At 59.6% G+C, this 26,640-nt stretch carries 31 protein-coding genes and 1 tRNA gene; 7 read left to right on the plus strand and 25 right to left on the minus strand.

The window, feature by feature from the left end; all coding sequences use genetic code 11:
• Positions 1-52: 52 nt before the first annotated feature.
• The 4 genes from ACOYO3_RS08325 to ACOYO3_RS08340 form a co-directional block, all read right to left on the minus strand.
• The gene (locus ACOYO3_RS08325; RefSeq protein WP_002516119.1) at positions 53-319 is read right to left on the minus strand and encodes a phosphoribosyl-ATP diphosphatase; all 267 of its coding nucleotides are present in this window, start codon (positions 317-319) and stop codon (positions 53-55) included.
• 66 nt (positions 320-385) lie between these two features.
• Complete coding sequence (gene pnuC / locus ACOYO3_RS08330; protein WP_002514228.1) at positions 386-1,057, minus strand: nicotinamide riboside transporter PnuC; 672 nt, start codon at positions 1,055-1,057, stop codon at positions 386-388.
• Positions 1,058-1,125: 68 nt separating this feature from the next.
• A complete protein-coding gene (locus ACOYO3_RS08335; RefSeq protein ID WP_002516094.1) occupies positions 1,126-1,920 on the minus strand; it encodes an SCO1664 family protein in 795 nt (264 codons plus the stop codon).
• 2 nt (positions 1,921-1,922) lie between these two features.
• Entirely contained in the window at positions 1,923-2,504 is a 582-nt protein-coding gene (locus tag ACOYO3_RS08340; protein WP_002516128.1) for a DUF3090 domain-containing protein, read from the minus strand.
• A 202-nt stretch (positions 2,505-2,706) separates the two neighbouring features.
• Between ACOYO3_RS08340 and ACOYO3_RS08345 the strand changes: the two genes are divergently transcribed.
• The gene (locus ACOYO3_RS08345) at positions 2,707-3,681 is read left to right on the plus strand and encodes an aldo/keto reductase (RefSeq protein WP_002519334.1); all 975 of its coding nucleotides are present in this window, start codon (positions 2,707-2,709) and stop codon (positions 3,679-3,681) included.
• A gap of 11 nt (positions 3,682-3,692) precedes the next feature.
• Here ACOYO3_RS08345 and ACOYO3_RS08350 read toward each other — a convergent pair whose 3' ends face one another.
• Both ACOYO3_RS08350 and ACOYO3_RS08355 read right to left on the minus strand, forming a co-directional pair.
• Positions 3,693-5,003, minus strand: coding sequence for a citrate synthase (locus tag ACOYO3_RS08350; RefSeq protein ID WP_002516118.1), 1,311 nt, complete (start codon positions 5,001-5,003; stop codon positions 3,693-3,695).
• Positions 5,003-6,367 (minus strand): M20/M25/M40 family metallo-hydrolase, encoded by a 1,365-nt coding sequence (locus ACOYO3_RS08355; protein WP_002520206.1) that lies wholly within the window; start codon positions 6,365-6,367, stop codon positions 5,003-5,005. Before ACOYO3_RS08355 ends, ACOYO3_RS08350 begins: the two co-directional genes overlap by 1 nt.
• A 139-nt stretch (positions 6,368-6,506) precedes the next feature.
• On the opposite strand from ACOYO3_RS08355, the gene ACOYO3_RS08360 reads away from it, so the two are divergent.
• From ACOYO3_RS08360 to ACOYO3_RS08380, 5 genes are all read left to right on the plus strand, one after another.
• A tRNA-Leu gene (locus ACOYO3_RS08360) sits at positions 6,507-6,592 on the plus strand.
• Between the two features lie 576 nt (positions 6,593-7,168).
• Positions 7,169-7,711, plus strand: a complete 543-nt coding sequence (locus tag ACOYO3_RS08365) for an alpha/beta hydrolase (protein ID WP_002518388.1) — start codon at positions 7,169-7,171, stop codon at positions 7,709-7,711.
• The gene (locus ACOYO3_RS08370) at positions 7,692-8,306 is read left to right on the plus strand and encodes a serine aminopeptidase domain-containing protein (RefSeq protein WP_002519332.1); all 615 of its coding nucleotides are present in this window, start codon (positions 7,692-7,694) and stop codon (positions 8,304-8,306) included. The genes ACOYO3_RS08365 and ACOYO3_RS08370 overlap by 20 nt, the downstream gene beginning before the upstream one ends.
• A 216-nt stretch (positions 8,307-8,522) precedes the next feature.
• Positions 8,523-8,726 carry a CsbD family protein gene (locus tag ACOYO3_RS08375; RefSeq protein WP_427305848.1) on the plus strand — a complete coding sequence of 68 codons (204 nt, stop codon included), beginning with the start codon at positions 8,523-8,525 and terminating at the stop codon, positions 8,724-8,726.
• 21 nt (positions 8,727-8,747) lie between these two features.
• Complete coding sequence (locus tag ACOYO3_RS08380; RefSeq protein WP_002526413.1) at positions 8,748-9,275, plus strand: methylated-DNA--[protein]-cysteine S-methyltransferase; 528 nt, start codon at positions 8,748-8,750, stop codon at positions 9,273-9,275.
• Here the strand turns inward: ACOYO3_RS08380 and dprA are convergent.
• The 7 genes from dprA to rplS all read right to left on the minus strand — a co-directional run bounded on the left by dprA (position 9,250) and on the right by rplS (position 14,893).
• Entirely contained in the window at positions 9,250-10,383 is a 1,134-nt protein-coding gene (gene dprA, locus ACOYO3_RS08385; protein ID WP_002516129.1) for a DNA-processing protein DprA, read from the minus strand. The two genes, ACOYO3_RS08380 and dprA, sit on opposite strands and share 26 nt — an antisense overlap.
• Positions 10,380-11,864, minus strand: coding sequence for a YifB family Mg chelatase-like AAA ATPase (locus ACOYO3_RS08390; protein ID WP_002524756.1), 1,485 nt, complete (start codon positions 11,862-11,864; stop codon positions 10,380-10,382). The genes dprA and ACOYO3_RS08390 overlap by 4 nt, the downstream gene beginning before the upstream one ends.
• Before the next feature lie 35 nt (positions 11,865-11,899).
• Positions 11,900-12,322 carry a YraN family protein gene (locus ACOYO3_RS08395; RefSeq protein ID WP_002518423.1) on the minus strand — a complete coding sequence of 141 codons (423 nt, stop codon included), beginning with the start codon at positions 12,320-12,322 and terminating at the stop codon, positions 11,900-11,902.
• A 264-nt stretch (positions 12,323-12,586) separates the two neighbouring features.
• The gene (locus tag ACOYO3_RS08400; RefSeq protein ID WP_002516103.1) at positions 12,587-12,898 is read right to left on the minus strand and encodes a DUF2469 domain-containing protein; all 312 of its coding nucleotides are present in this window, start codon (positions 12,896-12,898) and stop codon (positions 12,587-12,589) included.
• Positions 12,895-13,536 (minus strand): ribonuclease HII, encoded by a 642-nt coding sequence (locus ACOYO3_RS08405; protein WP_002550847.1) that lies wholly within the window; start codon positions 13,534-13,536, stop codon positions 12,895-12,897. The genes ACOYO3_RS08400 and ACOYO3_RS08405 overlap by 4 nt, the downstream gene beginning before the upstream one ends.
• An 8-nt stretch (positions 13,537-13,544) precedes the next feature.
• Positions 13,545-14,369, minus strand: a complete 825-nt coding sequence (gene lepB, locus ACOYO3_RS08410) for a signal peptidase I (RefSeq protein WP_002524757.1) — start codon at positions 14,367-14,369, stop codon at positions 13,545-13,547.
• 170 nt (positions 14,370-14,539) lie between these two features.
• A complete protein-coding gene (gene rplS / locus ACOYO3_RS08415; RefSeq protein WP_002514242.1) occupies positions 14,540-14,893 on the minus strand; it encodes a 50S ribosomal protein L19 in 354 nt (117 codons plus the stop codon).
• A 32-nt stretch (positions 14,894-14,925) separates the two neighbouring features.
• Here rplS and ACOYO3_RS08420 point away from each other — a divergent pair, with 32 nt between their 5' ends.
• Positions 14,926-15,123, plus strand: a complete 198-nt coding sequence (locus ACOYO3_RS08420; protein WP_002514243.1) for a hypothetical protein — start codon at positions 14,926-14,928, stop codon at positions 15,121-15,123.
• Positions 15,124-15,143: 20 nt separating this feature from the next.
• Here ACOYO3_RS08420 and ACOYO3_RS08425 read toward each other — a convergent pair whose 3' ends face one another.
• The 12 genes from ACOYO3_RS08425 to ACOYO3_RS08480 all read right to left on the minus strand — a co-directional run bounded on the left by ACOYO3_RS08425 (position 15,144) and on the right by ACOYO3_RS08480 (position 26,588).
• Positions 15,144-15,917, minus strand: a complete 774-nt coding sequence (locus ACOYO3_RS08425; protein ID WP_002518371.1) for a succinate dehydrogenase/fumarate reductase iron-sulfur subunit — start codon at positions 15,915-15,917, stop codon at positions 15,144-15,146.
• Entirely contained in the window at positions 15,914-17,941 is a 2,028-nt protein-coding gene (locus ACOYO3_RS08430) for a fumarate reductase/succinate dehydrogenase flavoprotein subunit (protein ID WP_002524758.1), read from the minus strand. The genes ACOYO3_RS08425 and ACOYO3_RS08430 overlap by 4 nt, the downstream gene beginning before the upstream one ends.
• Complete coding sequence (locus ACOYO3_RS08435; RefSeq protein WP_002516098.1) at positions 17,941-18,621, minus strand: succinate dehydrogenase cytochrome b subunit; 681 nt, start codon at positions 18,619-18,621, stop codon at positions 17,941-17,943. Before ACOYO3_RS08435 ends, ACOYO3_RS08430 begins: the two co-directional genes overlap by 1 nt.
• Positions 18,622-18,801: 180 nt before the next feature.
• Positions 18,802-19,521, minus strand: a complete 720-nt coding sequence (trmD, locus tag ACOYO3_RS08440) for a tRNA (guanosine(37)-N1)-methyltransferase TrmD (RefSeq protein WP_002519327.1) — start codon at positions 19,519-19,521, stop codon at positions 18,802-18,804.
• Positions 19,522-19,523: 2 nt separating this feature from the next.
• Positions 19,524-20,063 (minus strand): ribosome maturation factor RimM, encoded by a 540-nt coding sequence (rimM, locus tag ACOYO3_RS08445; protein WP_002524759.1) that lies wholly within the window; start codon positions 20,061-20,063, stop codon positions 19,524-19,526.
• A 107-nt stretch (positions 20,064-20,170) separates the two neighbouring features.
• Positions 20,171-20,449, minus strand: coding sequence for an RNA-binding protein (locus ACOYO3_RS08450; protein WP_002514249.1), 279 nt, complete (start codon positions 20,447-20,449; stop codon positions 20,171-20,173).
• A 2-nt stretch (positions 20,450-20,451) separates the two neighbouring features.
• A complete protein-coding gene (gene rpsP / locus ACOYO3_RS08455) occupies positions 20,452-20,895 on the minus strand; it encodes a 30S ribosomal protein S16 (RefSeq protein ID WP_002516115.1) in 444 nt (147 codons plus the stop codon).
• Between the two features lie 190 nt (positions 20,896-21,085).
• Complete coding sequence (locus tag ACOYO3_RS08460) at positions 21,086-22,249, minus strand: amidohydrolase family protein (RefSeq protein WP_002516093.1); 1,164 nt, start codon at positions 22,247-22,249, stop codon at positions 21,086-21,088.
• Between the two features lie 76 nt (positions 22,250-22,325).
• Positions 22,326-23,912, minus strand: a complete 1,587-nt coding sequence (gene ffh / locus ACOYO3_RS08465; protein ID WP_002518430.1) for a signal recognition particle protein — start codon at positions 23,910-23,912, stop codon at positions 22,326-22,328.
• A gap of 75 nt (positions 23,913-23,987) precedes the next feature.
• Positions 23,988-25,130 carry an alpha/beta hydrolase-fold protein gene (locus ACOYO3_RS08470; RefSeq protein WP_002519325.1) on the minus strand — a complete coding sequence of 381 codons (1,143 nt, stop codon included), beginning with the start codon at positions 25,128-25,130 and terminating at the stop codon, positions 23,988-23,990.
• 49 nt (positions 25,131-25,179) lie between these two features.
• Positions 25,180-26,370, minus strand: coding sequence for a signal recognition particle-docking protein FtsY (gene ftsY, locus ACOYO3_RS08475; protein ID WP_002516124.1), 1,191 nt, complete (start codon positions 26,368-26,370; stop codon positions 25,180-25,182).
• Positions 26,371-26,420: 50 nt separating this feature from the next.
• Positions 26,421-26,588, minus strand: a complete 168-nt coding sequence (locus ACOYO3_RS08480) for a hypothetical protein (RefSeq protein WP_002524760.1) — start codon at positions 26,586-26,588, stop codon at positions 26,421-26,423.
• Between the last annotated feature and the right edge of the window lie 52 nt (positions 26,589-26,640).

Here is a 26,640-nt window from a genome sequence, read left to right on the forward strand (position 1 = left end):
CTCCTCAGGGATTATCAGGGATGACGATGACAGGTCGGGAATGTCCGGGAATTCACAGATGCTTATAGACGTCGTCGAGCGACAAGCCCTGCTTAATCATCATGACCTGCAGGTGATAAATCTCCTGGCTGATCTCCTCAGCCAACCGTTCATTGCCCTCGTGCTCAGCTGCCATCCACACTTCGGAGGCTTCCTCCACGATTTTCTTACCGATGGCATGTACTCCGCGGTCAAGCTCCTCGACGGTTCCCGAACCTGCAGGACGGGTCTGTGACTTTATTGCCAGCTCGGCGAAAAGTTCCTCGAATGTCTTGCTCACAGTTGCCAGGCTACCGATTGTCCTAGCACCGCCACAGATGCGCCCACGTGACGGACCGTTGCTATGTCAGTGACAGGGGTCGTCGGTGACCGCACGTTGGGCACGCCACCACGTCACAAATCCGTATAGGCAGAAAGCTCCATAGAAGACGTACATGAGAGCGCTCGGGTAGTACTGGGCCGTGGCCAGTAGCGGGACGCCAACGACATCGACCGCAATCCACACAAACCAGAACTCATTCCAGCCGCGCGCCATCCCCCAGGTCGCAAGGATCGATCCAGTAAGAATCCACGAATCCGACAGCGGACCCCAGGACCCCAATGCCTTGAGAGCGAAGGTGAAAACAACAAGCATGATGACAGTAGCTGTCAGCGCCAAAATGCGTTCTCTACGAGTGGCCCAGCGCGGGTGGACGGCCACTTGGGACGCGCCATTATTGTGCCGGGTCGCTGCCCAGACCACCCAGCCATAGGCGCTTGTCGCGAGGAAAAAGATCTGACGCCCAGCCTGTCCCCACAGATTAAGGTCCTGCGGAGTGTGAAATACCCCACCGAGAAACACCGTGAAAAGGATGACGTTGCCGATAATGCCGACTGGCCAAGCCCATAGTCGACGTCGGGCACCGCCGAGAGCCGAGGCAAGCCCGAATAGATTCCCAATGACCTCACGCCACAGGATCGGCTTTCCTAGACCCACATCAAGCTGGGCATTAAGCAGGGACGCGAGAACGTCGGACACAGCACACACCTTTCCAACCACCCACAGGTGGCCGCCCTATTCTCGCAGATCGGCAGCAGTCCGTCGCATCACATCGGAGGCCACGGCAAGGCAGGCCTCAGCCCGCTCGGTCCCGGGAAGGCACCAAACTCCAGAAGACCCTGGGCACGTTGTCTCACCGCATCGATCTCCTCTGGGGTAATGAGATCCTCAAAATCAGTGTCAGCAATGGTGAGGACCTCGTCGAGCATCATCTCCTCGACAGGCTCCAACGGCTGACCGGCCCATCCCCACAGCACCGTTCGAAGCTTAGGATCTGTGTGAAAGGTCAAGCCATTATCGACCGCCCAGACGTGGGCAGTACCGCCGAGATCAGGATCAGGACCGACTAAGACATGTCCACCCTTACGATCAGCGCTATTCACGACGGCGTCGAATAGGGCCAGGGCACGCAACGCCGGGTGAGGAGAATGGGCAAGCCCAATCTCCCGATCATCTTCGTCGACCCCCAGCGGAAACCCGTGCCAATGCGGTGGAAGACGCTCGGTCACGTCGACACGAACCAGAGGGCTCTCAACGTCGTCGTCGATCCAACGCTGCATCGAGCCAGGTCCTTGTGGTCCATCGCCGACGAGAACCGTCACCGGCACAAGACCGATACCCATCACCTGGGACAAGAGGCATGCCGCTACCTCCCGCCTAGCGAGGGTGCCCGATGGGAAATCGTGGAGACGACGTTTGCGTGCTGTCGGCTTATACACCCACAGCCGAAGGTCGGCATCACGCACCAGCAGCGCACCGTTACTGGAACCAGGCGAGGCCTCCTCAACGTGCCATGGAGCTCTCGGCCCGGGAGGACATGGCAGATTCCAGGGATTCGTCATGCTCACCACACCAGGGGCTTACGGTAGCCATTCGACCGCGGGCACAGATGGCCCTCGGCCGAGAGGATCTGCTGCGAACAATATGGGCAGTATTGACGCCCGGATGCGACGACGACACGGCACCTCGCGACGAACTGGCGAGCTTGAGACGTCGTCATGAGGATTTCCAGGGAATCTGGGGCCACCTCAGGGAGGGTTGTCAGCAGCATTGCTGGGTCTTTGATCATGAGTTCGTCATCGCTGGCAGCGTACATCTCGATCTCGATGCGCTTAGTCTCATCGTCAAAGGCCATCGCCATCGTCCCAACGGCGAACTCTTCCTCGAGTGGCGCATCGAGAGGGGCCAGATCGTCTGGGTTGTCGACTGACGGTGGGACGAATACATCCGCAACATGCGCAGCCAGACCGTCCAAGATCCTGTCCATTTGAAGGGCAAGCTGATCGATCTGGACCTTTTCGCAACGGACTGTCACGACTCGGGAACCCTCACGGACTTGCAGATGGAAGACACGCGCTCCTGGCTGGCCCACGGTGCCGACCACCACGCGGTCGGGTCGTTCGAGTCGGAAGGTGCGACGAGTCATATTCCTACCCTAGCTACGCGATCGAGATACGCGGGTTGGCGACCGTTTCGCTGGGTGTCTCCACCAAAGTGCCGCCGGCACTCGATGCCACCCCTGCAGGCTCGTCGGGGTGCCAATGACGAGCTTGGAGACGTCAGGCTTCGCTGTTCTGTCTCAAGGTCGGCTTGAGGGTGCTCCGTTAGGGTGATCGAGGACGAGGAGGATGCACATGCGCATGAGAACCGTCGGGGCCAGCGGCCTCAAGGTATCTGCCATTGGGCTGGGGTCCCTGACATGGGGCGGGCAAACCGACGCTCGTAAGGTTCGCTCGTTGGTTCGTCGCTTCGTTGACGCCGGTGGCAATCTCGTCGATACCGCACCAGCGTATGGAGGCGGGTTCGCCGAACAACTCATCGGAAAGCTCACCCATACCGATATCAGTCGAGATGACCTTGTCATAGCGACCAAGGCGGGATTCATTGTTGAAGGTCATAAGAGAATCGTCGATACGTCACGCAGTGCGCTGTTGCGCGACCTCGAAGGGTCCCTGCGCCGTCTCCACACCGATCACGTCGATCTTTGGCAAGTTCATGCCTGGGGAGATGCCCCCATCGAAGAAACCTGTGCGGCACTCGACCATGCCGTGACATCGGGAATGGCCCGGTACGTCGGGGTCTCCAACTTCGTGGGTTGGCAAGCCGCCACGGCAGCGACCTGGCAGCGGGCAACAGGAACACGGACCCCTCTAGTCAGTAACCAGGTGGAATACTCCTTGCTGGCTCGACGTGCTGAAATCGAGGTCGTTCCTTCGGCCCAGCACCACGGGATGGGACTTCTGGCATGGTCAGCGCTAGGTCGCGGCGTGTTGGGAGGCCGGTACCGACACGGAACTCCTAAGGATTCCCGGGGCGGTTCTGATCGCCTGTCTTGGTTCGTGCAGCCCTATCTGACGCGCAAGTCCAACGCTGTCGTCGAGGCTATTGTGAAGGCGGCCGACGGGCTGGGAGCGACGGTCCCGCAAATCGCGCTGGCATGGGTGCGTGATGCCCCTGTAGTCGCCTCGGCCCTTGTCGGACCGAGGACCACCTCACAGCTCGAAGAATTGCTCGGAGCTGACGAGGTCAGTCTTCCTAAGGAGATCACCTCAGCCCTCGACGACATCACCGGCGGGCCAAACCTCGCCCGCGAAGAAGCCTAGGGTCGAAGAGCTCAGCGCTCGCCGCGTGGCACCCACGGAGTCGATACCGGACCATCGTAAAGCTCGCGAGGACGGGAAATCCTCGTTGTCGGATCCTCAAAAACCTCCTTCCAGTGGGCGATCCAACCAGCCATCCGCCCGATAGCGAACATGACAGTGAACATGTTCAGCGGAATGCCTAGCGCGCGTAAAACGATCCCGGAATAGAAGTCCACGTTGGGGTACAGCCTGCGCTCGATGAAGTAGTCGTCGGCCAGCACAGCTTCCTCCAGCTCCATGGCAACGTCGAGCAGCGGATCCGGTTTGTGCATGGTGTCGAGCAGCGGACCGACGACACTGCGGAAGATTCTCGCTCGGGGGTCCCAATTGCGGTAGACGCGGTGCCCGAAGCCAGAAATCCTCTCCCCTGAATCTTTGGCCTTCGCCAGGTATTGACGTGGGATGAGTCCAGAATCGCGGATGCGTTGTAAGGCGAGCACAGCGTTGACGTTGGCGCCACCGTGGCGGTCTCCCCACAGAGCGCACACTCCGGCTGAACACGACGTGAAAAGGTTGGCACCCGAGGACCCAACCATCCGCACTGTCGAGGTCGAACAGTTCTGGCCGTGATCAGCGTGTAGCACGAAGAACAGGTTGAGGGCCCTTGCCGCCACCGGATCCGGCTCGTAAGCGCGGTACGGCAGAGAAAACATCATGTGCATGAAATTTTCGACATATTTGAGGTCATAGCGCGGGTAAATCGCTGGCTCCCCAATAGACGCCTTATAAGAAGCAGCCGCGATCGTCCTCACCTTGGACATGAGCTTGGCAGCCGCGTCGGTGAAGGACTCCTCATCAGTGATTCGCGGACGGTCGTGGGTGCTCATCGCGTTGATCATCGAGGACATGATCGCCATCGGGTGGCCGTTAGGTGGGAAGGCATTGAAGTGAAGGTTCATCGACCGGTGTAATGCCGAATACTCGGTCAAGCGATTCCGGAAGTCGTCGCGTTGAGCCTCAGTGGGCAGGTGACCGAAGATCAGCAGCCAGGCGGTCTCCACAAAGGAGACGCGCTCCTTAGCTAAGGTCTCGATGGGTAGGCCACGATAGGTGAGCACGCCTTCTTCGCCGTCAATCCACGAGATCGCCGAGCGGCAGGACGCAGTATTGGCGAATGCCGGGTCGAAGGTTGTCACCCCGCCGGTTAGTTGACGAAGGTTAGAAATGTCGATGACTCGATCGCCGGTGGTTCCTGCGATAACGGGCAAAGTGTATTCCTGGCCGTCCAGGATAAGGGTTGCCGTTGGTCCGCCCTCCGGCTTCTTATGTGGGACACTCATCATCAGGCCTCCTGCAGTATGTGATCGACGACCTTGGCACCGAAAACGAGGGATCCGACGGGGACTCGCTCGTCGACTCCGTGGAAGAGATTGATGAAGTCGAAGTCGGCCGGCAATCTCAGCGGAGTGCAGCCGTAGTAATTGATTCGTCGACCGTCAGGCAAAACTGCGAACCCTTTAGCGTCGGTTCCTGCCGAATTGAGGTAGGGCAGCACAACAGCCCCAGGGTCCTCAGCGTCAACGGCCCGGCGAATCGCATCGACGGCTGCTCCCTCAAAGGGCGCCGCTGTTGCCGGCTTGCGGGAGATCGTCTCGAAGTCGATTCCAGGACCAGCCAAAGACTTAATCGTCAAAATCATATCCTCCTCGGCCCCGGGGATGAATCGGGCGTCGACCTCGGCGCTGGCACGCGTCGGCACGACGTTGACCTTGTAACCCGCCGATAGCACGGTCGGGGTGACATTGTGCGCGCAGCACGCAGCCACCATGCGCGACAGGGACCCGATGGGAGACAGGCTGGATTCGAGATCATCGCGGTCGATCGTCAGACCCCACATGGCGGCGACCTGGTTAAGGAACTCTTCCTGGACCGGGTGATGTAGGTCGGGCCATTGGTAGGAGTCGATACGGGACAGGGCATCAAGCACACGGGTGACGGCGTTGTCCGGGTTGCGCATAGACCCGTGCCCTGCGCTGCCGGTGGCGCTCATCCGGAACCACCACAGCCCCTTCTCGGCGGACTGGATGACGTAAACTCGCTTGCCCTGCGGCGTCGTCAAGGAAAAACCACCGACTTCGCTGATGGCTTCGGTGACGCCGTCAAAGGCCTCCGGATGAGTGGCCCCGAGCCACGTTGAACCGAGGGTTCCGGAGCATTCTTCATCGGCGAACATGATGAAGCGAATGGGGCGGGACGGCACTTCACCTCGACGCTGACGAGCTCGAATAGCCGAGAGGACCATCGCCAGAAACCCCTTCATGTCGATGGCGCCCCTCCCCCACACGCAGTTGTCGTGGATCTCGCCAGACAGCGGGTGATGAGTCCAGTCGGCAGCCTCGAAGGGGACGGTGTCGCTATGGCCGTGCAGCAGCAGGGCGGGACGACTCGTATCGGTACCTTCCGGCGCCCACTCGGCGACCAAGGTGACACGGCCGGGCTCGGATTCGTGGAGGGTCACGCCGACTCCGATTTCATCGAGGAGCCCGGTCACGTAGTGACACATCTCGACCTCGCCCCGAGCGTCCTGTGGACCAAAATTCTGCGAGTCGATCTGAATCATTCGCGAGCAGATGTCGACAACTTCGGCCTGCGGGCAATCTGGCCCGTCGACAAGGTTCTCGACGGTCATACTGAACAGATCTGACATGTCGCGATTGTGTCACCAGGAAGGGGCTACGCCCCCAATCGGGGCGCTCAATGGACACTGATTTGCATTGCTGACCGAAGGTCCATTACAGTTCTGTGACTGTCCGGTACCGCGCAAAAGCGTGGAATCGGCGCCCCGAGTCCGGGTGGCGGAATTGGTAGACGCGCTAGCTTGAGGTGCTAGTGGCCGATTAAGGCTGTGGAGGTTCAAGTCCTCTCTCGGACACCCCGGGATTGCTCCCCGGCCAAGTTTTCTTGGCCGGGGACCTTTGTTTTTAGTCGTGTTGTGTCAAGTTGTGTGTAGGAGAGGTCGGGTTAGTGAATTCCAGCCCTTAGACCTGGCCAATGCGAGACAGCAACCAAGGCGGCCGCGATCTCACTCCGCCATCGATCACGGCCAGCCCAGGCACTAAGAGTTGGGGGGCAGACTGTTAAAACTGCTTTCGCTTCCCGGTCACACCATTGCCAGTGACGACACGTATGCTGGCGACCGCGACCAGCAGCCACGCTCCTGACGCGGGCGACTCATGGTGCACGCTACGCTCACCGCACCTACAAGTGGGCCTATCCGCCGTCACTGTGCAACCATGGCTTACTGCTCAATAACGACCATTGCAAAGGCAAGATGGGATAATCGCGCTAACGATACCGAGGATGGTCATCCTCCCAGGCTGAAATTCGCCTCATGCACGGTTGTCCAGACCAGCTCGCCGGCAGCCCATGACGAACCTCAGGGCTCCTATCGTACGTAGCAATCGCCTTCGAGGATGAGGCGGCTCAATCGACGCAAAGGAGCATCTTGATGTCATTCCCACGCAAACTCAGCGCATTGGCGGTTGCCAGTACCATGGCGGTGACCGGCGTAACCATGGCAACTCCGGCCCTGGCCAACACCGGCACCAGTTCCCAGCCAGCTGCAGCGGCACCCGCTATCAACCAGGTCCACAAGGAGACCGGCTACTTCAAGACGACCGATAAGCTGGGAACCCAGCTCTTCTACCGCAAGGACATCGTCCCCAACGCCAAGGGAGCTGTCGTCCTGGTGCACGGGCTTATGGAGAACTCCTCCAACTACGAGTACCTAACTAAGAGCCTTACCAACGCTGGCTACAGCGTCTACCGCTTCGACAATCGTGGCCATGGGCGTAGCGCAGCCCCGTACATCAACAACGCTATCCCGCGCGGCCAGTTCGACGACTGGTGGAACATCGAGTCCGACATCCATCAGGTAGTCGGTACCGCGCACAAGGAAAATACCGGTAAGAAGGTGTTCCTGCTGGGCCACTCAATGGGTGGAATCGCCGTACATACAGTCCTACGGAATCATGTATCCAGGAACTGTTGACGGCATTGTGTCCTCCGGCGGCGGCACCATCGTCAACGTGGATGGTCCCGACACCGAGGGAGCCACCACCATCACCCCCGACAATCTCAATTTCTTTGCCCGTCACGCCCTGCCCCAGATCAGCCAGCTTCTCCCGATGGCCCAGCTGACCAGCTTCAACGGGCGCTTAGTGAAGGACTTCGTCAAAAATCCCAAGGCGATTCGGATGCCTTCGGGTCCGTTGTCTGCTGACATCATTCTGCCCGGCTACCCGCCATACGGCCTGTGTTCCGATCCGGCAGTCCGCTTCGACCACTGGCACCGCGACCCGCTGTACAACCATTACATGCGTCTCGGACTCGTCGAGCAGATGGGTGTCGCCGAGGCTTACAACGTCATGAATGCCCACGATTTCAAGGCTCCAACCTTGATCATGCATGGCGAGAACGACGGCCTGGTGCCCAGCTACTTCGATGTCAACTGGTACAACGCCATCACCTCGAAGGACAAGAAGATCATCCAGTGGCATGGCCTCATGCATGAGATCTTCAATGAGCCCACTAAGGATCAGGTCATCAAGACCGCCATCGACTGGATCGACGCCCACAACAAGTGAGCTAACCCGTCCTGATTCCGCCTGAGGTTGCGTCCCGCGATGAGTCGAGGGGACGCAACCTCTGCTGTCCCTCATCGCTTGACCTCGCTCTTTGAATCCCCGACAATCCCACAATCCTTTGGATACAAACCCCTAGTCGAACTTGGGTAGCCGAGTAAAATATGGGTATGTCCCTGGGCTGACCTGCGGCCCTGGGACCAACGAAAGGAGTGACTTGTGGGCCTGAGTGATAAGAGCGACGAAGCCGTCGGCGCTGCTAAGGAGAAGATCGGTGGCCTCACCGATGACAGCGATCTCAAGAGCGCGGGCGCCGATCAGAAGGCCAGTGGCAAGGTAGCTCAGAAGGTCGAGGACGTCAAAGACAAGGCGAATGACCTCAAGCACAATGTCCAGGCTGCGGCTGACAAGCTAAAGGGTTGATAATGTCGGGCCGGGCATCAGGTGCCCGGCCCGCTTCCTGCTATGACAGCACAGTCCCAGCACCGCTTTGACACCGCCATTGGCGAGTTAGAAGTAACAGCTACCGCTCATGGGCTCAGTCGGCTCGTCTTCGTCAAGACAGATCCATCACCGCCGCCACTTTCGACATCACATGCTCGCCGCAGCGGTGACATCATCTCTTGTGCCATTGCACAGATCACCGAGTACTTGTCAGGATCGCGGACCTCATTCGACGTAGCGCTGGATCTTTCTGCGACGACGGACTTCCAACGCACTGTACTAACCGGGTTGCAAACAGTGCCTTATGGGCAAACTGTCAGCTACCGCCAACTTGCGAGCATCATTGGACGGCCGAATGCGTCACGCGCCGTCGGCCACGCCTGTGCAACAAACCCTCTGCCCATCCTCATTCCGTGCCACCGCGTGCTACGCAGTAACGGCCAGCTAGGAGGCTATCTCGGTGGTCCTCGCCTCAAGCGCTTCCTGCTCAATCTAGAGAGTGTCACCTCCGCTCCCTTGCCAGCGTGACCGACCAGGTGCCGTCGAGGCAACAAGCCGCCATGCCGAGTTGTTCGAGGACGCTTAGCGCAGCCGAACACTGAGCAACGGGAACTCCAGCCAAAACCGCTAACTCATCTAGCCCGCACGATCCATGAGCGGGGAGTGCCTCATGAACAGCCAGCTCAATGGCATCCAGGATGTCAGTCGGCAAGCTGCGCCCTGCTGGTCTCTCCGGTTCTGGGGCGAGCTCCCCAACAATCCCTCTGACGTCGTCAGCATCGCGCACCAAGATCGCCTCACCATCACGGATCAGTTTGTTCGTCCCCGTCGACCGACTCGAGGTCACTGGCCCGGGGACTGCCATGACGGCATTTCCTAATGCGTTGGCCCACGACGCGGTATTGATCGCTCCCGACCGCCATCCAGCTTCCACAACGACCGTGCCAGTCGTCAGTGCCGCGATGAGCCGGTTTCGGGCGAGGAATCCAGGTCGCGTCGGGTGACGACCCAGCGGTAGCTCTGAAACGAGGGCACCTGTTCCCGCGATCTGTTCCAGCACTGCGCTGTTGCCACGGGGATAAAGGGTGTCAAGTCCACATGCGAGGACGCTAACCGTGTTTCCGCGAGCGGACAATGCCCCACGGTGAGCCGCCACATCGATACCGAACGCGCCGCCAGATATAACAGTATGGCTTCCCGTTCCGTCACAGTGTCCCCGTACTAAGCGGTAGGCCATTTCTACGGCAACGTCTTGACCATAGCTGCTAGCAGACCGGCATCCCACAATGGCCACCGCCCGCTGAGAGATATCAGCGAGGTGAGCAGGCCCCGTAACCCACAGCCCCACAGGTGCCCCACCCATTCCAGATTTCCCCACCCGCGCGAGGCTGTCGAGACCCGTGGGCCATTCCTCATCCCCTGGAATGAGGAACCTCATCGCAGCCTTTTCCGACCGCTCCACGAGTTGATCGACGTCGAGCGATTTAGCTCGTTTGTGCCATCGTTCGCCAGAATCGGTAAGCATGTGCTGCCACAGCTCTTCAGCGGTCATCTCAACTAGTCGTTTCGCCATCACCCCCGGCTCGGCAGCAGCTGTCAGAGCGGCCCGCGCCAATCTCTCGCTCGTCCACGTCATCGCAATCTCCCTCGTCGCATTCCCATGGCCTCCGCCACACACGCTTTGTCAACCTCGTCCTTGCCCTCGAGGTCGGCCACCGTCCACGCGATTCGCAGCACTTTGTCGACGCCTCGCGCCGTGAGCCGTCCGGTTGTCAGAGCATCTTCGATGATTCGAGTGGCGTCATTGGCCGGCAACATCTGCCGTAAGACTTTTCCTGGAACCTCGGCGTTGCATCGCCAGGGAACTCCCCGCCACCGGGCGGCAGCACGCTCACGGGCTTGCGCGACCCGCTCGTGCACCGCTGCACTAGATTCCCCCGCGGGCAGAGCTGACGCATCAAGCAGATGCGCCGACGTCAGCGGTCGCATCCTGACTGTGACGTCCACTCTGTCTAGGATCGGGCCCGAAAGCCGACCTGAATACCGGCGAACCTGTTGCGGAGTGCACGTGCACCGTCCCGATGGGTCATCGGCCAGCCCACACGGGCACGGATTGAGCGCCATAACAAGCTGAAACCGAGCCGGGAACGTCGTGTGTGCCTGAGAACGTCCAATAACGATTTCCCCCGTCTCCAGCGGTCCACGCAGCGAGTCCAACACCTTTGGCGCAAACTCCGGAGCCTCGTCGAGAAACAACACCCCTCGATGCGCTAGCGAGATCGCGCCGGGTTGGGCAATACGTACTCCCCCACCGACCATGGCCGCCATCGACACCGAATGATGGGGTTGAGCGAGTGGGGGCCTCGTCATGAGACGCCCGCTCCCTCGTCCGGCCAAGGAATGCAGTGCGGTGACTTCGAGGGCGTCACGGTGATCAAGTCGGGGAAGAATCCCAGGTAACCGTCGTGCCAACATAGATTTCCCACAACCAGGAGCGCCACGTAGCAGAATGTGGTGACGCCCCGCTGCCGCTACTTCAAGGGCTCGGCGCGCCTCGTGCTGGCCGATAACCTCCGTTAGGTCTCCTATCCCCGGATCGGTGTCGGGAGACCCCACAATGGGGCCCTCAGGAGGCACCACTGGACGACCATGTAACACGTCGACAACGTCACCCAGATGGCCGACTGGCCAGATCGTCAATCCCTCGACGAGACTGGCCTCATCACTCTGACTAGCCGGTACTACCGCCCGCTCAAACCCAGCCTCCCGCGCCGCTAGCAGCGCGGGCAGCACGCCGCGCACAGGCCGTACTCGGCCGTCCAGCCCAAGTTCTCCAATCAGAACCGTCGATCCAAAGAGAGCCTGTGGGACCTTTCCATCAGCAGCCAGCGTCGCTGCAGCAATGGCCAGATCAAAATGCGTCCCAGCCTTTGGTAGGCCAGCTGGCGTGAGATTGATCGTCAACACATTGCTAGGCCACGACAACCCCGTCGCGCAGACAGCGGCCCGACATCGGTCCCGGGCCTCGTGGAGGGCCGCGTCTGGCAGACCGACAAGCACGGTACGCGGCAGTCCGGACGAAATTGCGGCTTCCACCTCAACCATGGAGCCTTCCATCCCTACCAACGCGACCGACCACGCACTTGCGCCGGTCACCGGATACCTCGCACATGTGTGACAGTTGGCTCGGCGCCCGGGCGCACCATGACACCGATGGCGTCAATCCGCACCGAGTGGACCCCGTCGTCCTGGTTAACCAACCACGCCAGTGCTAGTTCGTGAAGCTTACGGACCTTCGCCGTCGTAATAGATTCCAGCGGGTCGCCGAAGCCAGTGCCTGACCTGGCCTTCACCTCGATAAAGACAACGGTCTGGTCGTCACGCGCGATGAGGTCAATCTCTCCCACATCACACGTCCAATTACGCGCGATGATTGTCCATCCCAGGGACTCCACATACTGAGCGGCAAGATCCTCGCCCCACGCACCGAACGCGGGTCTGCAACCACGACGCCCACGCAACGCAGCTCCACGCGGGGTCGTCAGCTCTGCCGACAATGGCTTAGGTGTCATCATTCACCACCTCCGACAACAGTTATCGTCGGAGAACACCTGATTATTCAGTTATCCACAGATCAATGTTTCGGGATCAGAAGCACCATAAGTTATCCACAAAGCCCCACGCCGGTAACGAAACCTCAGCCACCGATAAGTAGATGACCTACGAGGTCTACAGACGATTCCGACTCGGAGTGGAAACCGGTCAAGACCACACGATGCCCACACTCACGTCACAGGATTGGACATGGACACGTAACGTCAAGGAATGCGAGCCTGGCGTTACTTAGACGGCACCTCGTCAAAGTCAGCATGCACGATCTCCTCAATGGATACATCGCGGAAGGTAAGGATCTTGGCGCTCTTGACGAACCTAGATGGCCGGTACATGTCCCACACCCAGGCATCCGCCATAGACACCTCGTAGTAGACGTCGCCCCCCTCGGTGCGAACCTTGAGATCGACGACGTTACACAAATAGAACCGTCTCTCGGTTTCTACGGCATATTTGAAGATCCCGACGACGTCCTTGTACTCGCGGTAGAGCTCCAACTCCATCCGATTCTCGTACTGTTCCAGATCTTCGGCACTCATGATGAATGAAGCCTAGCCGCTCGTCGCACATTGGCGTAGCTCATCCGGTGTTGACGAGACGGTCCTAACTCCTTCAGACGGCGCTGGTGTAAGGCTGTCGCGTACCCCTTGTGCACCGCAAAATCGTAACCAGGAATCTCGGCGTCCATAGCGATCATGATGCGATCCCTGGCCACTTTGGCCACGATGGAGGCAGCTGCCACACACGCACACACTGAATCGCCCTTCCACATTCCCAGATCGGGAACCGTGAGTCCGTCGACCGGGAAACCGTCCGACAGCACGTATCCCGGTTCAACTCCCAGCCTCACCACGGCACGCCTTAAGCCGCTGATATCTGCCTCCTGCATCCCCAACCGATCGCATTCGTCGGCTTCTACACGTACCCACGACACTGCCAAAGCTTTATCCATGATGACGTTAAACAGGGCCTCTCTCTTGGCCGCAGATAGTGTCTTGGAATCTGCTAGCCCCGCAATCCTGCCGGATCTGCGATCATCAAGAATGACAGCTGCGGCTACCAATGGCCCTGCACACGCGCCCCGCCCCGCCTCGTCGCATCCGGCCACGGGGCCGAGTCCGGCCCTCGCTAGGGCCCGTTCATGGCCCATCGGCCCCGACCCGACTCGCACCGACATGGAATCCGTCACTTAGGGCAGCACGCGTTACCGACGCAGATGCGCGCCTTGCCTGGAGCTGACGACGACCTATCCAGGATTCCTCGGAAAATGTCAGGAGTCCCCAGTCCCTCAATGCGATTGAGAGGCATGAGAATGGCCTTTGCCGGCCCAACGACGTCATCGAGCGGCACAAACGCAGGAGCGCCCGTATACTCACCCGGATCAAGGTCTTGGAGGTGATAGCGCGAGTCACCCGAGGCATTGCGATGGTCCCCCAAGACGAACATCCGCCCCCGAGGAACAGTGACCCGGAATTCCATCGCCGAGGGTTTAACCATTTCACCATTTTCGGAGTACAGGTATGACCGCTCGTCAAGCGCCTTACCGTTGACGGTCACCTGGCCGTTGACGTTGCAGCAGGCAACGGTGTCCCCAGGCATGCCGATCACTCGCTTAATGAGGTAGTTCGAGCTCTTGTTAGGCAACAACCCGACGAATTCGAGGATCTGTCCTGGAACAGAGCGGCGATCCTGGGCAGCAGGTAGCCAATGTTCGGTGTCTTTGAACACGACGACGTCGCCCCGATGAAAATCGGCGGCTTTCACCGCGATCACGCGGTCGCCCACCTGCAAGGTGTTTTGCATAGACTTCGACGGGATGACAAACATCTGAGCGACGAAACCACGCAGCACAGCTGAGATGATGAGGGCACCAACGACGATGAGAACAACTTCGATCGCCCCCGACCGAAAGCGCTGCCACCCAGACGCCTGTTCCCCACGTGCTGTTGCATCGTCAGAGTCCCTGGTGTCGCCGTTTGCAGCCCGCCTCGCCCGGTAGTCATCCGCCACGGCAAAACCTCTCCCTCATCCCCTGTGGGAACTTCCCGTCGGGTGCCACCTTGCAGTGTAACCAACGCACAGAAAAAAGCTGCATCATGACGCGCCTACCCCAGATGTGAGTGGAACCATACAAAAACGGGGCTTCGCCGTAACGAAACCCCGTTGCTGTTAAGACGACGTCAGCGAGCTGAGCCCCTCTCCTTAATCTTGGCCGCCTTGCCACGCCGGCCGCGCAGGTAGTACAGCTTGGCGCGACGGACCGCACCGTGGCGATCAACCTCGATCTTGTCAATGATCGGGGAATGCAGCGGGAAGGTACGCTCAACACCGGTCCCGAAGCTCAGCTTGCGGACGGTAAAGGACTCCTGGACGCCACCACCGGTACGCGAGATGACGATCCCGGAGAAGACCTGCACACGGGTACGGCTACCCTCAACAACCTTGACGTGGACCTTCACCGAGTCGCCAGGACGGAACTCGGGGATGTCGTCGCGCATCGAGGCCTTGTCGATCTCGTCGATGATGTTGCTCATAGTGTTTCCTCGCCGGTGCCACAGGTCACCTGGTGCTCGTGTTCACAAAGATTTCGTTCCCCGAGCGCCGGACTGTCCCCCTGTGGCAGGAGCCGGACACGGACAACACCGCGGTATTTTTCCATACCCATGGCTCTGGCATCAAATCCACCATCACTCGTGCCCGCCAACAGGCAGTGCTCCACAACATAACCGGGCTCCGACACCGCGAGGTGTCGGAGCCCGAGTAATCGACCACACGAGTCAGGACTCAGTCGTCCTTGCCGTCGTGCTTGAACAGCGACGCAATGAGGTCGCGGTTGAGCTGGCTGATGGACTCCAGCGGAATACCTTTCGGGCACACCGAGGCGCACTCACCAATGTTGGTGCAGCCACCGAATCCTTCAGCGTCGTTCTGCGCAGCCATAGCCTTAACACGACGCATCCGCTCCGGCTGACCCTGCGGAAGCATGGCCAGGTGAGTGATCTTCGCAGAAGTAAACAGCATCGAGGAGCCGTTCGGGCAGGCCGCCACGCAGGCGCCACAACCGATGCAGGTAGCGGCGTCGAAGGAGCGGTCAGAGCGCTTCTTGTTGACCTGAACAGCGTGAGCGTCCGGGGCAGCACCGGTGTTCACCGAGACATAGCCGCCAGCCTGGATGACACGGTCAAGGGCCGAGCGATCCACGATAAGGTCACGCAGAATCGGGAAGGCACCCGACTTCCATGGCTCGATCGTGATGGTCGAGCCATCGGCGAAGGAGCGCATGTGGAGCTGACACGTAGTGGTACGCACCGGCTGGGCAGCACCCATACCACCGTGCGGCACACCATTGATGACGACGCCGCACTGACCGCAAATACCCTCGCGGCAGTCCGAGTCAAATGCGACGGGCTCTTCACCCTGAGCGGTGAGGTTCTCGTTGAGCATGTCCAACATCTCAAGGAAGGACATATCACCGGAAACACCGTCCAGGGTGTACTCGACGAGGCGGCCCTGATCCTTGGAATTGCGCTGACGCCAGATTCGCAGGTTGATCTTCACTTGTAGCTCCTCTGCTTGACCTGGATGGACTTGTAGACCAGCGGCTCCTTGTGCAGGGTCGGCTTGTGGCCTTCGCCAGTCCACTCCCAGGCAGCGACGTACTGATACTCGTCGTCGTGACGCATGGCCTCGCCCTCTTCGGTCTGAGACTCAGCGCGGAAGTGACCACCACAAGACTCGCGACGGTGTAGAGCGTCGATGCACATCAGTTCACCGAGCTCCAAGAAGTCGGCGAGCCGACCAGCGCGCTCGAGGGTCTGATTGAGCTCCTCGTTGACGCCGGTGACCTTAACGTTGGTCCAGAACTCGTTGCGCAGATTGCGGATGAGACCAATAGCCTTAATGAGGCCGGCCTCGCTGCGCTCCATACCGCAGTACTCCCACATGATGTGGCCAAGTTCCTTGTGGATCGAGTCGACGGTACGGGTTCCATTAATCGTTAGCAGCTTGTTGATACGGCTCTCGACAGCCTGACGGGCTTCAACCGCGGACGGATGCTTCTCATCGACCATGCCGAACTTCGGAGAGTCCGCCAGGTAATCGGTGATGGTGTTGGGCAGCACCCAGTAGCCATCAGCCAGACCCTGCATCAGGGCCGAAGCACCGAGCCGGTTAGCGCCGTGATCGGAGAAGTTGGCCTCACCACAGACAAACAGACCCGGAATGGTCGACTGCAGGTCATAGTCGACCCACAGGCCACCCATCGTGTAGTGCACCGCAGGGTAGATACGCATGGGAACCTCATACGGGTTCTCGTCGGTAATCCGCTGGTACATGTCGAAGAGGTTGCCGTACTTCTTTTCCACGGCATCCTTACCCATACGCTGGATGGCCTCGGAGAAGTCGAGGTACACACCACGGGCACGCATGTGCTCGGTGCCGTCAGAATCGACCTCACGAACCTTCGGACCGACACCACGACCCTCGTCACAGCGGTACTTGGCTTGACGGGATGCAATGTCACGAGGAACCAGGTTGCCGAAGGACGGGTAGATGCGCTCCAAGTAGTAGTCGCGATCTTCCTCGGGGATGTCGCGAGGATCCTTTTCACAATCTTCCGCGCGCTTGGGCACCCAGATACGGCCGTCGTTACGCAGCGACTCCGACATCAGAGTCAGCTTCGACTGGTTTTCACCATGCACCGGGATGCAGGTCGGGTGGATCTGGGTGTAGCAGGGGTTGCCGAAGTAAGCGCCCTTACGGTGGGCACGCCACGAGGCGGTGGCATTGCAGCCCATGGCGTTCGTCGACAGGAAGAAGACGTTGCCGTAACCACCGGTAGCCAGGACGACGGCATCACCAAACCACTCTTCGATCTTGCCGGTAACCATGTCACGAGTCACGATGCCGCGAGCTCGCCCGTCGGCGACGATGAGCTCGACCATCTCGTGACGGGTGTGCATGTGCACGGTGCCGGCGTGAACCTGCCGCTCGAGGGCTTGGTAGGCGCCGATGAGCAGCTGCTGGCCCGTCTGGCCGCGAGCGTAGAAGGTGCGCTGCACCTGGACGCCACCGAAGGAACGGTTGTCGAGCAGGCCACCGTACTCACGGGCGAACGGAACGCCCTGGGCGACACACTGGTCGATGATGTTCGCGCTGACCGCGGCGAGCCGGTAAACGTTCGTCTCGCGGGAGCGGTAATCGCCACCTTTGACGGTGTCGTAGAACAGGCGGTAGATCGAATCACCGTCATTCTTGTAGTTCTTCGCGGCGTTAATTCCGCCCTGGGCCGCGATCGAGTGAGCGCGACGCGGAGAGTCCTGGTAGCAGAAGTTCTCGACGCGGTAACCGGCCTCACCGAGAGTTGCGGCGGCAGCGCCACCAGCTAGACCGGTACCAACAATGATGACCGTCATCTTGCGACGGTTAGCCGGGTTGACCAGACGCGAGGTGAACTGGCGATCAGTCCAGATCTTCTCGATCGGAAGGTCATGGTTGGCCTTCGTGTCGTGGATTTCGTCGCCGGTCGTCCAGTACTGGTCGGCGAGAGCGGCGTTGTTATTGGATGCAGCAGTTGCAGTCATCAGGAGATCACCCCGAACAGGACCAGGAATGGAGGAGTCATGAAGCCCACGAAGATCACGATGGCGACGATCCAGGAACACACGCGCAGCACAGCGCGAGCGGTACCAGAGACGTTGACGCCGAGGGTCGCAAAGGCACTCCAGAAACCGTGGGAGACGTGCATGCACACCGCGATCATGGCGATGAGGTAAATGAGCACGAACCACCAGTGGCTGAAGGCCGTAAGTACCATCCCTGCGCGTCCAGCTGCATCGGTGGGCGGGTTATTGAGCAAGTCAGGGCTAATGGTGAACTGCAGCAGGTGGAGGATGAGGAATAGGAAGATGATCCAGCCACCCCAGAACATCGTGCGGGCAGCATAGGTATTCTCCGGCGAGAGGTTCTTCTTAACCGAGTAACGGCCAGCGCCACCGGTTCCAATGTTGCGCTGCTTGTTAACGCGAATCGCCGACCAAATGTGCAGCACGATCGCCAGCAACATGAAGATCCGGAAAATCCACAAGAAGGATTCACCCGGCAGGATCGGGTTGAGAATCGTGCGAAGAAAACCGGCGTAACGATTGAATTCCTCGTTACTAGCGAGCAGCTTCAAGTTGCCAAACATGTGCATGAGCAGGAAGAGGATTAAGATCAGCCCGGTGACGGCCATGAGGGCCTTCGCCGCGACAGTTGATCGCACCGCTCTCTGATGAGTAGTAAGTGTTGTAGTCGCCACGGACCAAAGACTAGCCAATTACCAGCCCTTTTGCGCCCCCACCCCCTGTGTTTTCGAAAACTTCCCTCGACCCTTGGTTCACTAAGGGTTTTACTCTTGATTATCGCAACATTTTCGGTTCGAATTTTGTCGATTAGAGACGCTTCAATGGGGAACACCGAAGTCGGAATCCGTCAGATCAGGACGCCGCTCACACGTCAGGCGGACTGACTCATCACGGCGCCACTTCGCAATTCGACCATGATGACCACTCATGAGAACCTCGGGGACATCGAGGCCACGCCAAGAGACCGGCCGGGTGAACAGCGGATACTCCAGCAAGCCGTCTTGCCCGGCCGAGAACGACTCCTCCGCTAGAGACTCCGGGTTACCCATGAACCCGGGCACCAGCCGAACCACGGCCTCAGTGATAGCCAGAGCCGCTACTTCTCCCCCATTAAGCACGTAGTCTCCCAGGCTCACCTCATGAACAGTCCACATCGACCGCGCATAGTCGATCACGCGGTGGTCGATCCCCTCGTACCGTCCGCAACAGAACACGATCCGCACCGCCGACGACAACTCTTGAGCAGCAGACTGGGTAAATGGCGCACCTGACGGGCTAGGGAAAATCACATGAACCGACGAGTCCGGCTCAGTGCCAATGATCTCGTCGAAAGCTTCCCCCCAAGGGTCAGGCTTCATGACCATGCCCGCGCCTCCGCCACACGGGGTGTCGTCCACGGTGCGATGGCGATCGTGGGTCCAGTCGCGCAAGTCGTGGGCGTGGACCTCCACCAGACCGTTGACTGCCGCCTTACCCAGCAAAGATATGTCGAGGACATCAAAGTACGCCGGAAAAATTGACAGGTAGTCCAGCCTCATCGTCACCTCGCCTCTTCAGCGTTCGAATCGAGCAAGCCAGGAATGCCACTGACGACGATCCACCCGGACGCCACATCGACAGTAGGGACGAGTTGGTGGACGAAAGGAACCAGATGTTCCTCCCCACTTACGTCGATCACGAGCACATCTTGGGCTGGCATATGAAGCACATCTTTGACAGCCCCGCGGCTTTTACCTGATTCATCAACCACTGTCAGCCCACGCAACCGGCGATCCCAGAATTCATCGGGGTCATCGGGGTCATCGTTGGGCTCAACGTCAACGACGAGAACCGATCCGCGTAGCTCCTCTGCCCCCTGACGATCTTTCACTTCGTCAAAAGCGACGATAAGGCAGCCCTTGGCCCAGCGGGACCGTACAACCGTCAGATCACGTCTGGACCCCTCAATCTGCACCGTGGCACCTACTCCAAACCTCGCATCTGGTTCGTCCGTACGCACCTCAACGACGACGTCACCTCGCAGACCATGGGCACGACCTACTCGTCCGACGACGACCTCCACCGTTGCCGACTCTTCCACTGTGACTCCTGGGGAATGATGAGATTAGACAAGATGCCAGACACAGCACATGGGCCGCAGCCCCGCCAGAGCGGAACCACGGCCCATATTGTCAAAGGACTGGCGATTCAGTGACGATGGCCACGGTGGTCGGAATGCCGTCCCGACCCGCGTCGATCAACATCAACGAAGTCGATCCTGATCTGCTCGTCACCGGCCAACGCACCAATAACCGTGCGCAACGAAGAGGCCGTACGACCCTGACGACCGATGACCTTACCAATGTCGGAAGGATTGACGCGCACCTCAAGCATCCGGCCGCGTCGCAGGTCCTTCTCCCGGACCCGGACGTCGTCAGGATTGGCGACGATGCCAGAGACGAGGTGTTCCAGGGCGTCGGCTAGCACGATCAGGCCTCAGCCTTCTCGCCACTGTTGTCTCCAGCCGCCGACTCGGAAGCCTCGTCAGCAGCTGCCCCTTCGGACTTCTTGGTGATGGCCTCACGCGGGGCCTCGTCGGCCTCAGCCAGGGCAGCGTTGAACAGATCATCCTTGTTGGGACGCTCGGGCTGCGGTTTGACACCAGACGGCGAAGTATCGCCGGTGAACTTCTGCCAATCACCGGTGCGCTTCAGCAAAGCAACAACAGCTTCAGTCGGCTGGGCACCGACGCCGAGCCAGTACTGCACGCGCTCAGAGTCGATCACAATGACCGACGGATCGGCCTTGGGATGGTACTGGCCGATTTCCTCAATAGCACGACCGTCACGCTTAGCGCGCGAGTCCATGACGACGACACGGTAGTGCGGGGTACGGATCTTGCCGAGACGCTTCAGACGAATTTTGGTAGCCACGTGTGTGGTAACTCCTGTAGTGAGACGCCCGGGACGAAACCCGGGAAGTTACGGGTGAGCACGGACACGACGTGGGGACATCGCCCCCGAACTCGGGTGGAACTATCCGCCGATAAGAGAGGGCACCGAACGGACAGAAGCTCTCGACATTGTGCCACAGATAGGCAGATGACGCGAGCCGGGACGGACTTCACCTGATGACTACTCGTCCCCTCAGCACGATGTAGGTGGGAGACTCCAGCACCCCAACGTCAACCCTCGGGTCACGGTCAAGGACGAGGAGGTCAGCGGAATCGCCAATACCCAGCTGCTCACCGCCCAACCACGCGCGAGCCCGCCAGGACGCTGCTCCCAATGCCATCTCCGCTCCCCCTACGGCAGCCAACAACCGAACCTCGGAGGCAATGAGGCCGTGCTTGATAGTGCCGCCAGCGTCGGTACCGGCATAAATCGGCACTCCGGCATCCCAAGCCTTGGCGATCGTTTCATGACGGTGAGTATGGAGGTGACGCATATGTGCGGCATATTTTGGGAACTTGCCGTCGGCCTGAGCGGCGATGGACGGGAAGGTCTCGATATTGATCAAAGTCGGGACAAGCCCGACCTCGCGCTCAGCCATAGTGGCGATTGTCTCGTCGGTAAGCCCAGTGCCGTGCTCAATACAGTCAATACCGGCATCAACGAGCTGTGCGGGAGCTTCCTCGGAAAAACAGTGCGCAGTAACACGGGCACCAAGCTCATGAGCACGATCGATGGCGGCCTGGGCGATATCTGCGGGCCACAACGGAGCGAGATCCCCCTCGTCGCGATCAATCCAGTCACCGACAAGCTTGACCCAACCATCACCGGATCGAGCCTGACGATCGACCTCGGCAACGAGATTTTCCGGATCTACCTCAGCTGCGTAGTTACGGATGTAACGCTTAGGGCGGGCGATGTGGCGTCCGGCACGAATGACCCGCGGAAGGTCGTCGCGGTCGTCGATCCAATGGGTATCACTCGGCGATCCAGCATCGCGGATGAGAAGGGTGCCCGTCTTCGCCTCGGTCCGGGCCTGCTCGTCGGCAGTCTCCGTGCCAACGGCACCATGAGCATCGAGGCCAATGTGGTTATGGGCGTCAACTAGACCGGGAATGATCCAACAGCCGTCAGCCAAAGTTCGAGCCCCCGAGAGCGGCCCTTCCACGAGGACTCCGTCGTGAACCCATAGTTCACGTTCTTCCCCGTCAGGTAGCACGACGCCCCGGATACGCAAGTCTTCATCAGGAGCGGTTTGGGCCTCACGGGCCATATGGGTATGAGTCCATCCGTCGTGGGTGTGAGTGTGGAACAACGGCTGGGTGTCCTCGGTCATGGCCCCATCGTGTCACGAAGTCGCGGGGAGAAGTAATGTCAAACTCGCGATCTCTTCACACATCACCGACGCTGGTTCAACGCGGTCTCTTGTTCGTTTGGTTGAACATCTGCTGCATTGACGGCGGCATCTTGAATTCACTCATTGCCTTCTGCAGATCTTCCTGACTGGGTTGCTGCTGGCCCTGCAACCCGAACGCCTCACCGCTGCTCCGCTGCGGTTTCTTTGCAGCTTGACGAGCCTGAGCAGCACGCTTGGCGGGATTACCAGAGCCCTTACGGTTCTTCTGCTTCTTCTTCGACTGTTTGGAACCGCGCTTAGCCATGGACCCCATCATGCGGCCAGCACCAGGACCCATCATCTGGCCCATCTGGCTCATCATCTTCCGAGCGTCAACAAATCGATTGACCAGGTTGTTGACGTCACGAACTTCCACGCCAGACCCGTTAGCAATACGGGCACGACGTGACCCGTTGAGGATCGACACGTCAGCACGCTCGGCCGGAGTCATCGCGCAGATGATGGCCTCAATGCGGTCAATCTCCCGCTCGTCGATGTTCTCAATCTGGCCTTTCATCTGGCCGACGCCGGGGAGCATGCCCATGATCTTGGACATCGGGCCCATGCGACGCATTTGACGCATGAGACCGAGGAAGTCATCGAGACCGAACTCCCCCTTGCCTGCCATGAGCTTGGCCGCAGCCGCCTGAGATTGCTCCTGATCGAAAGCTTTCTCGGCTTGCTCGATAAGGGTGAGCATGTCACCCATATCGAGGATGCGCGAGGCCATCCGGTCGGGATGGAAAACGTCGAAGTCCTTGAGACCCTCACCCGAGGAAGCAAACATGATCGGCTTGCCGACCACACGAGCAATGGACAGAGCTGCGCCGCCGCGAGCGTCGCCGTCAAGTTTGGTCAGGACAACGCCGTCGAATCCGACTCCCTCCTGGAAGGCCACCGCAGTGTTGACCGCGTCCTGACCAATCATGGCGTCAACGACGAAGAGGGTCTCGTCAGGGTCGGTAGCAGTCTTGATGTCAGCCGCTTGAGCCATCATCTCGGCGTCGACGCCCAGACGACCAGCGGTGTCGATGATGACGACGTCGTACAGCTTGTGCTCGGCCTCTGCGACGGCATCACGGGCTACCTGGACGGGATCCCCAACTCCGTTGCCAGGTTCAGGAGCGAAGACGTGCACCCCGGCACGTTCTCCGACCACCTGCAACTGAGTGACGGCATTGGGCCGCTGGAGGTCGCAGGCGGCCAACAACGGGGAGTGGCCCTCTTCCTTGAACCACCGAGCCAACTTCCCAGCCAGGGTCGTCTTGCCAGCACCTTGCAAGCCGGCAAGCATGACGATCGTCGGGGGAGTCTTCGCAAACCGAACCGTACGGGTCTGCCCTCCGAGGATCTCGACGAGTTCCTCGTTGACAATCTTGACGATCTGTTGGGTCGGATTGAGCGCTTTAGAAAGCTCCTCGCCGTGGCAACGCTCTTTAATGGCCGCCACGAATTCCTTGACGACCGACAAGTTGACGTCAGCCTCAAGCAGGGCGATGCGAATCTGGCGAGTCGTGGCATCGATATCGGCATCAGTGAGACGCCCCTTACCACGCAATCCCTTGAAGGTTGATGCGAGGCGGTCTTGGAGAGTGTCGAACACGGTTGTCCTTCAGCGCGCTAGTTCCTTACCAGGACAGACTACCGTCCCAGACTCGATCATGACTCCCGGCGGCAATTACAGCCCGAACTGGCCAAGCCACTGTAATGACTGCTCGATATACGGTGTGTACACACTGACGCGGTGTCCGCCACCCGTGAGCAAGATAAAGGTGAACTGCTTCATGCCTTTGGCGACATGGTAAAACTGGCCTCCGTCCGGGCCGACTTGCCCGTTCGAAACCACCGGTACACGACCGGGCCCCCAGCTCTGCAAATCATTGGGGTTGAGCACGGACAGAAACCGCACGCTGCGCTCAATCTTGCGTTCCTGGACCCTACGCACCACCGAGCTGTTGGCCATAAGGGGTCGGGCCATGTTGGCGATGCGCGGATTCTCGAACATGGGATGGTAGTACCCACCCAAAGAGAACCCGGCATTGAAAGCCCTGGGATATTTAGTCGACAAATTGGCAGCGCAGTAGCCACCGGTGCTCCATCCACCGATGAAACGTGACCCGCGCTCGTGACCGACCCGGTAGTGCGACTCAAGCCGCGGGATAACAATCTTCATGATCCATGTCTCATGCCGGTAGGGACCAACGTCAACGCACTCGCTGTCGACACCGTCACGAATCTTGCCCGGCAAGAACACGATGACGAAGGGATTGACCTTCCTGCCCTTGATGAGTTCGGTTGCTGGACCGATGAAGTCGATCGACTTGTTGTCACGCTGACCAGTGTCATTGACGCCCCCGATGTAGAACAACACCGGAAATCGAGTGCGACGCTCCGACTTTTCAAAGTACTGGGGTGGCAGCCAGACTGGAACGCGCGCATATTGGGCATCCGCGCCAGGCACCGTTATTGCGCTCACCTGACCGTTGGGATGGGGGTTGGACTTACTGATCGGAATATCTTTGACCTTGGTGCGTCGGATCGGGACTAGATCATGGGTCGGAGCCTCTGGTTGGACCTCTCCCAACAGGTCAGACCATGACGTGAAAAACCCATACTCACGGTTGATATAGAGAAAGACGCCGGTAATCAGTAAGGCCTGCGCGAGCAAAATCACCACGAGATGGCCGAGACCGCGCAGGATCTTGCGCCACCAGCTTCCCGTACCCGCTATAGCCCGCCACACGACGAAAGCTAGAGGCAAAGCGAAGGCCGCAATAAGCACCGCTACGCACAGCTTATGGCTGAGGATACTGACCATCATGACCCCACCAGTCGGGGCAAACCACGCGATATCTGTCACTTATCGGACCTCAGCACTCGGCAGAATCGTCACCCATGAGACCGGTGACAAAGTTATCAGCATCAAAGGGGGCCAGATCGTCGGCTCCCTCGCCGAGACCGATGAGCTTGACGGGCACACCTAGCTCACGCTGCACTTGGACAACGATGCCGCCCTTCGCGGAACCGTCAAGCTTTGACAACACGATGCCAGTCACGTCGACGACCTCCGAGAAGACGCGGGCTTGAGCTAGGCCATTCTGCCCGGTGGTGGCGTCCAAAACAAGCAACACCTCGCTCACCGGTGCAAGCTTCTCGATGACACGCTTGACCTTACCCAGTTCATCCATGAGACCGGCCTTGGTGTGAAGTCGCCCAGCAGTGTCAACGAGCACGACATCAACACCTTCATCAATGCCAGTCTGAACGGCCTCGTAAGCGACGGAGGCAGGATCGGCGCCCGCGTCCTTGCGGACGGTACGCACACCGACGCGTTCTCCCCACGTCTCCAGCTGCTCGCCAGCGGCGGCGCGGAAGGTGTCTGCTGCACCGAGGAGGACCGTCTTTCCCTCGGCGACGAGAACGCGCGCCAGCTTGCCGCAGGTCGTCGTCTTACCCGTGCCATTGACGCCCACCATGAGGACGACAGCCGGCTTGCCTTCCAGGCGGTCTAGGTTGATGGAACGATCCATATCCGATCCGACGAGTTCGACAAGCTCATGGTGCAGAACCTCGCGAGCATGGGCCGGGTCAGAGATCCCATCAATAGCCAGTTCCGAGCGCAGCTTCTCGACGAGCTCCGTCGTCGGACCAACACCCAGATCGGAGGTGATAAGGGTGGTCTCGAAGTCATCCCAGGCGTCATCGTCGAGCTTGTCAGCGCTCAGCAACTCAGCCAAACCACGAGCAAGCGCATTGTTGCTGTTAGCCAGACGACGCCGCAATCGGGCCATCCGCGAGCCTGGCGCCTCGGGCGCCTCGACCGCTGGTTCAGCGACCTGTGACGCTTCTGACTCGGGGCGCCCGACAGCAGACTCGCCGCCCGCTGGAGTCTCCGCTTCGGGAACTGTTTTCCCACTTTCCGTGGGAGCCGGGGACACCTGGGCAGGCTTAGACCCCTCACGCAGAGCCTTACGCCGCGAAACTCCAGCAGTGACGGCAGCAACCACCGTCACCAGGACGAGTATGCCGAGGATAATCCAGATCAGGGTTATGGGGTTCACGTCGGCCGATATTAGTCGGTCAATTCACAAAACCACGAGGGCAGACCGCCTCAGCGATGTCGAACACCGCTGAGATCTTCACCCACACGGGTGGCGGTGTAACGCCAAAAACTAGCATCGGGATCGGCACCAGGATGACGTAGACCCAGCATCACCACGGCGCAAACGCCCAAGGCGACCGCGAGAATCAGGACCATCGCGATGATGAAAACGACCATCCGAGACCGACCTTTCCGTCAGGGTACGCACATGCAGATTACCCGAGACGCC

The sequence above is a fragment of the Cutibacterium sp. KBN10P07758 genome (genome assembly GCF_050286205.1).
GTDB classification, from domain to species: domain Bacteria; phylum Actinomycetota; class Actinomycetes; order Propionibacteriales; family Propionibacteriaceae; genus Cutibacterium; species Cutibacterium acnes.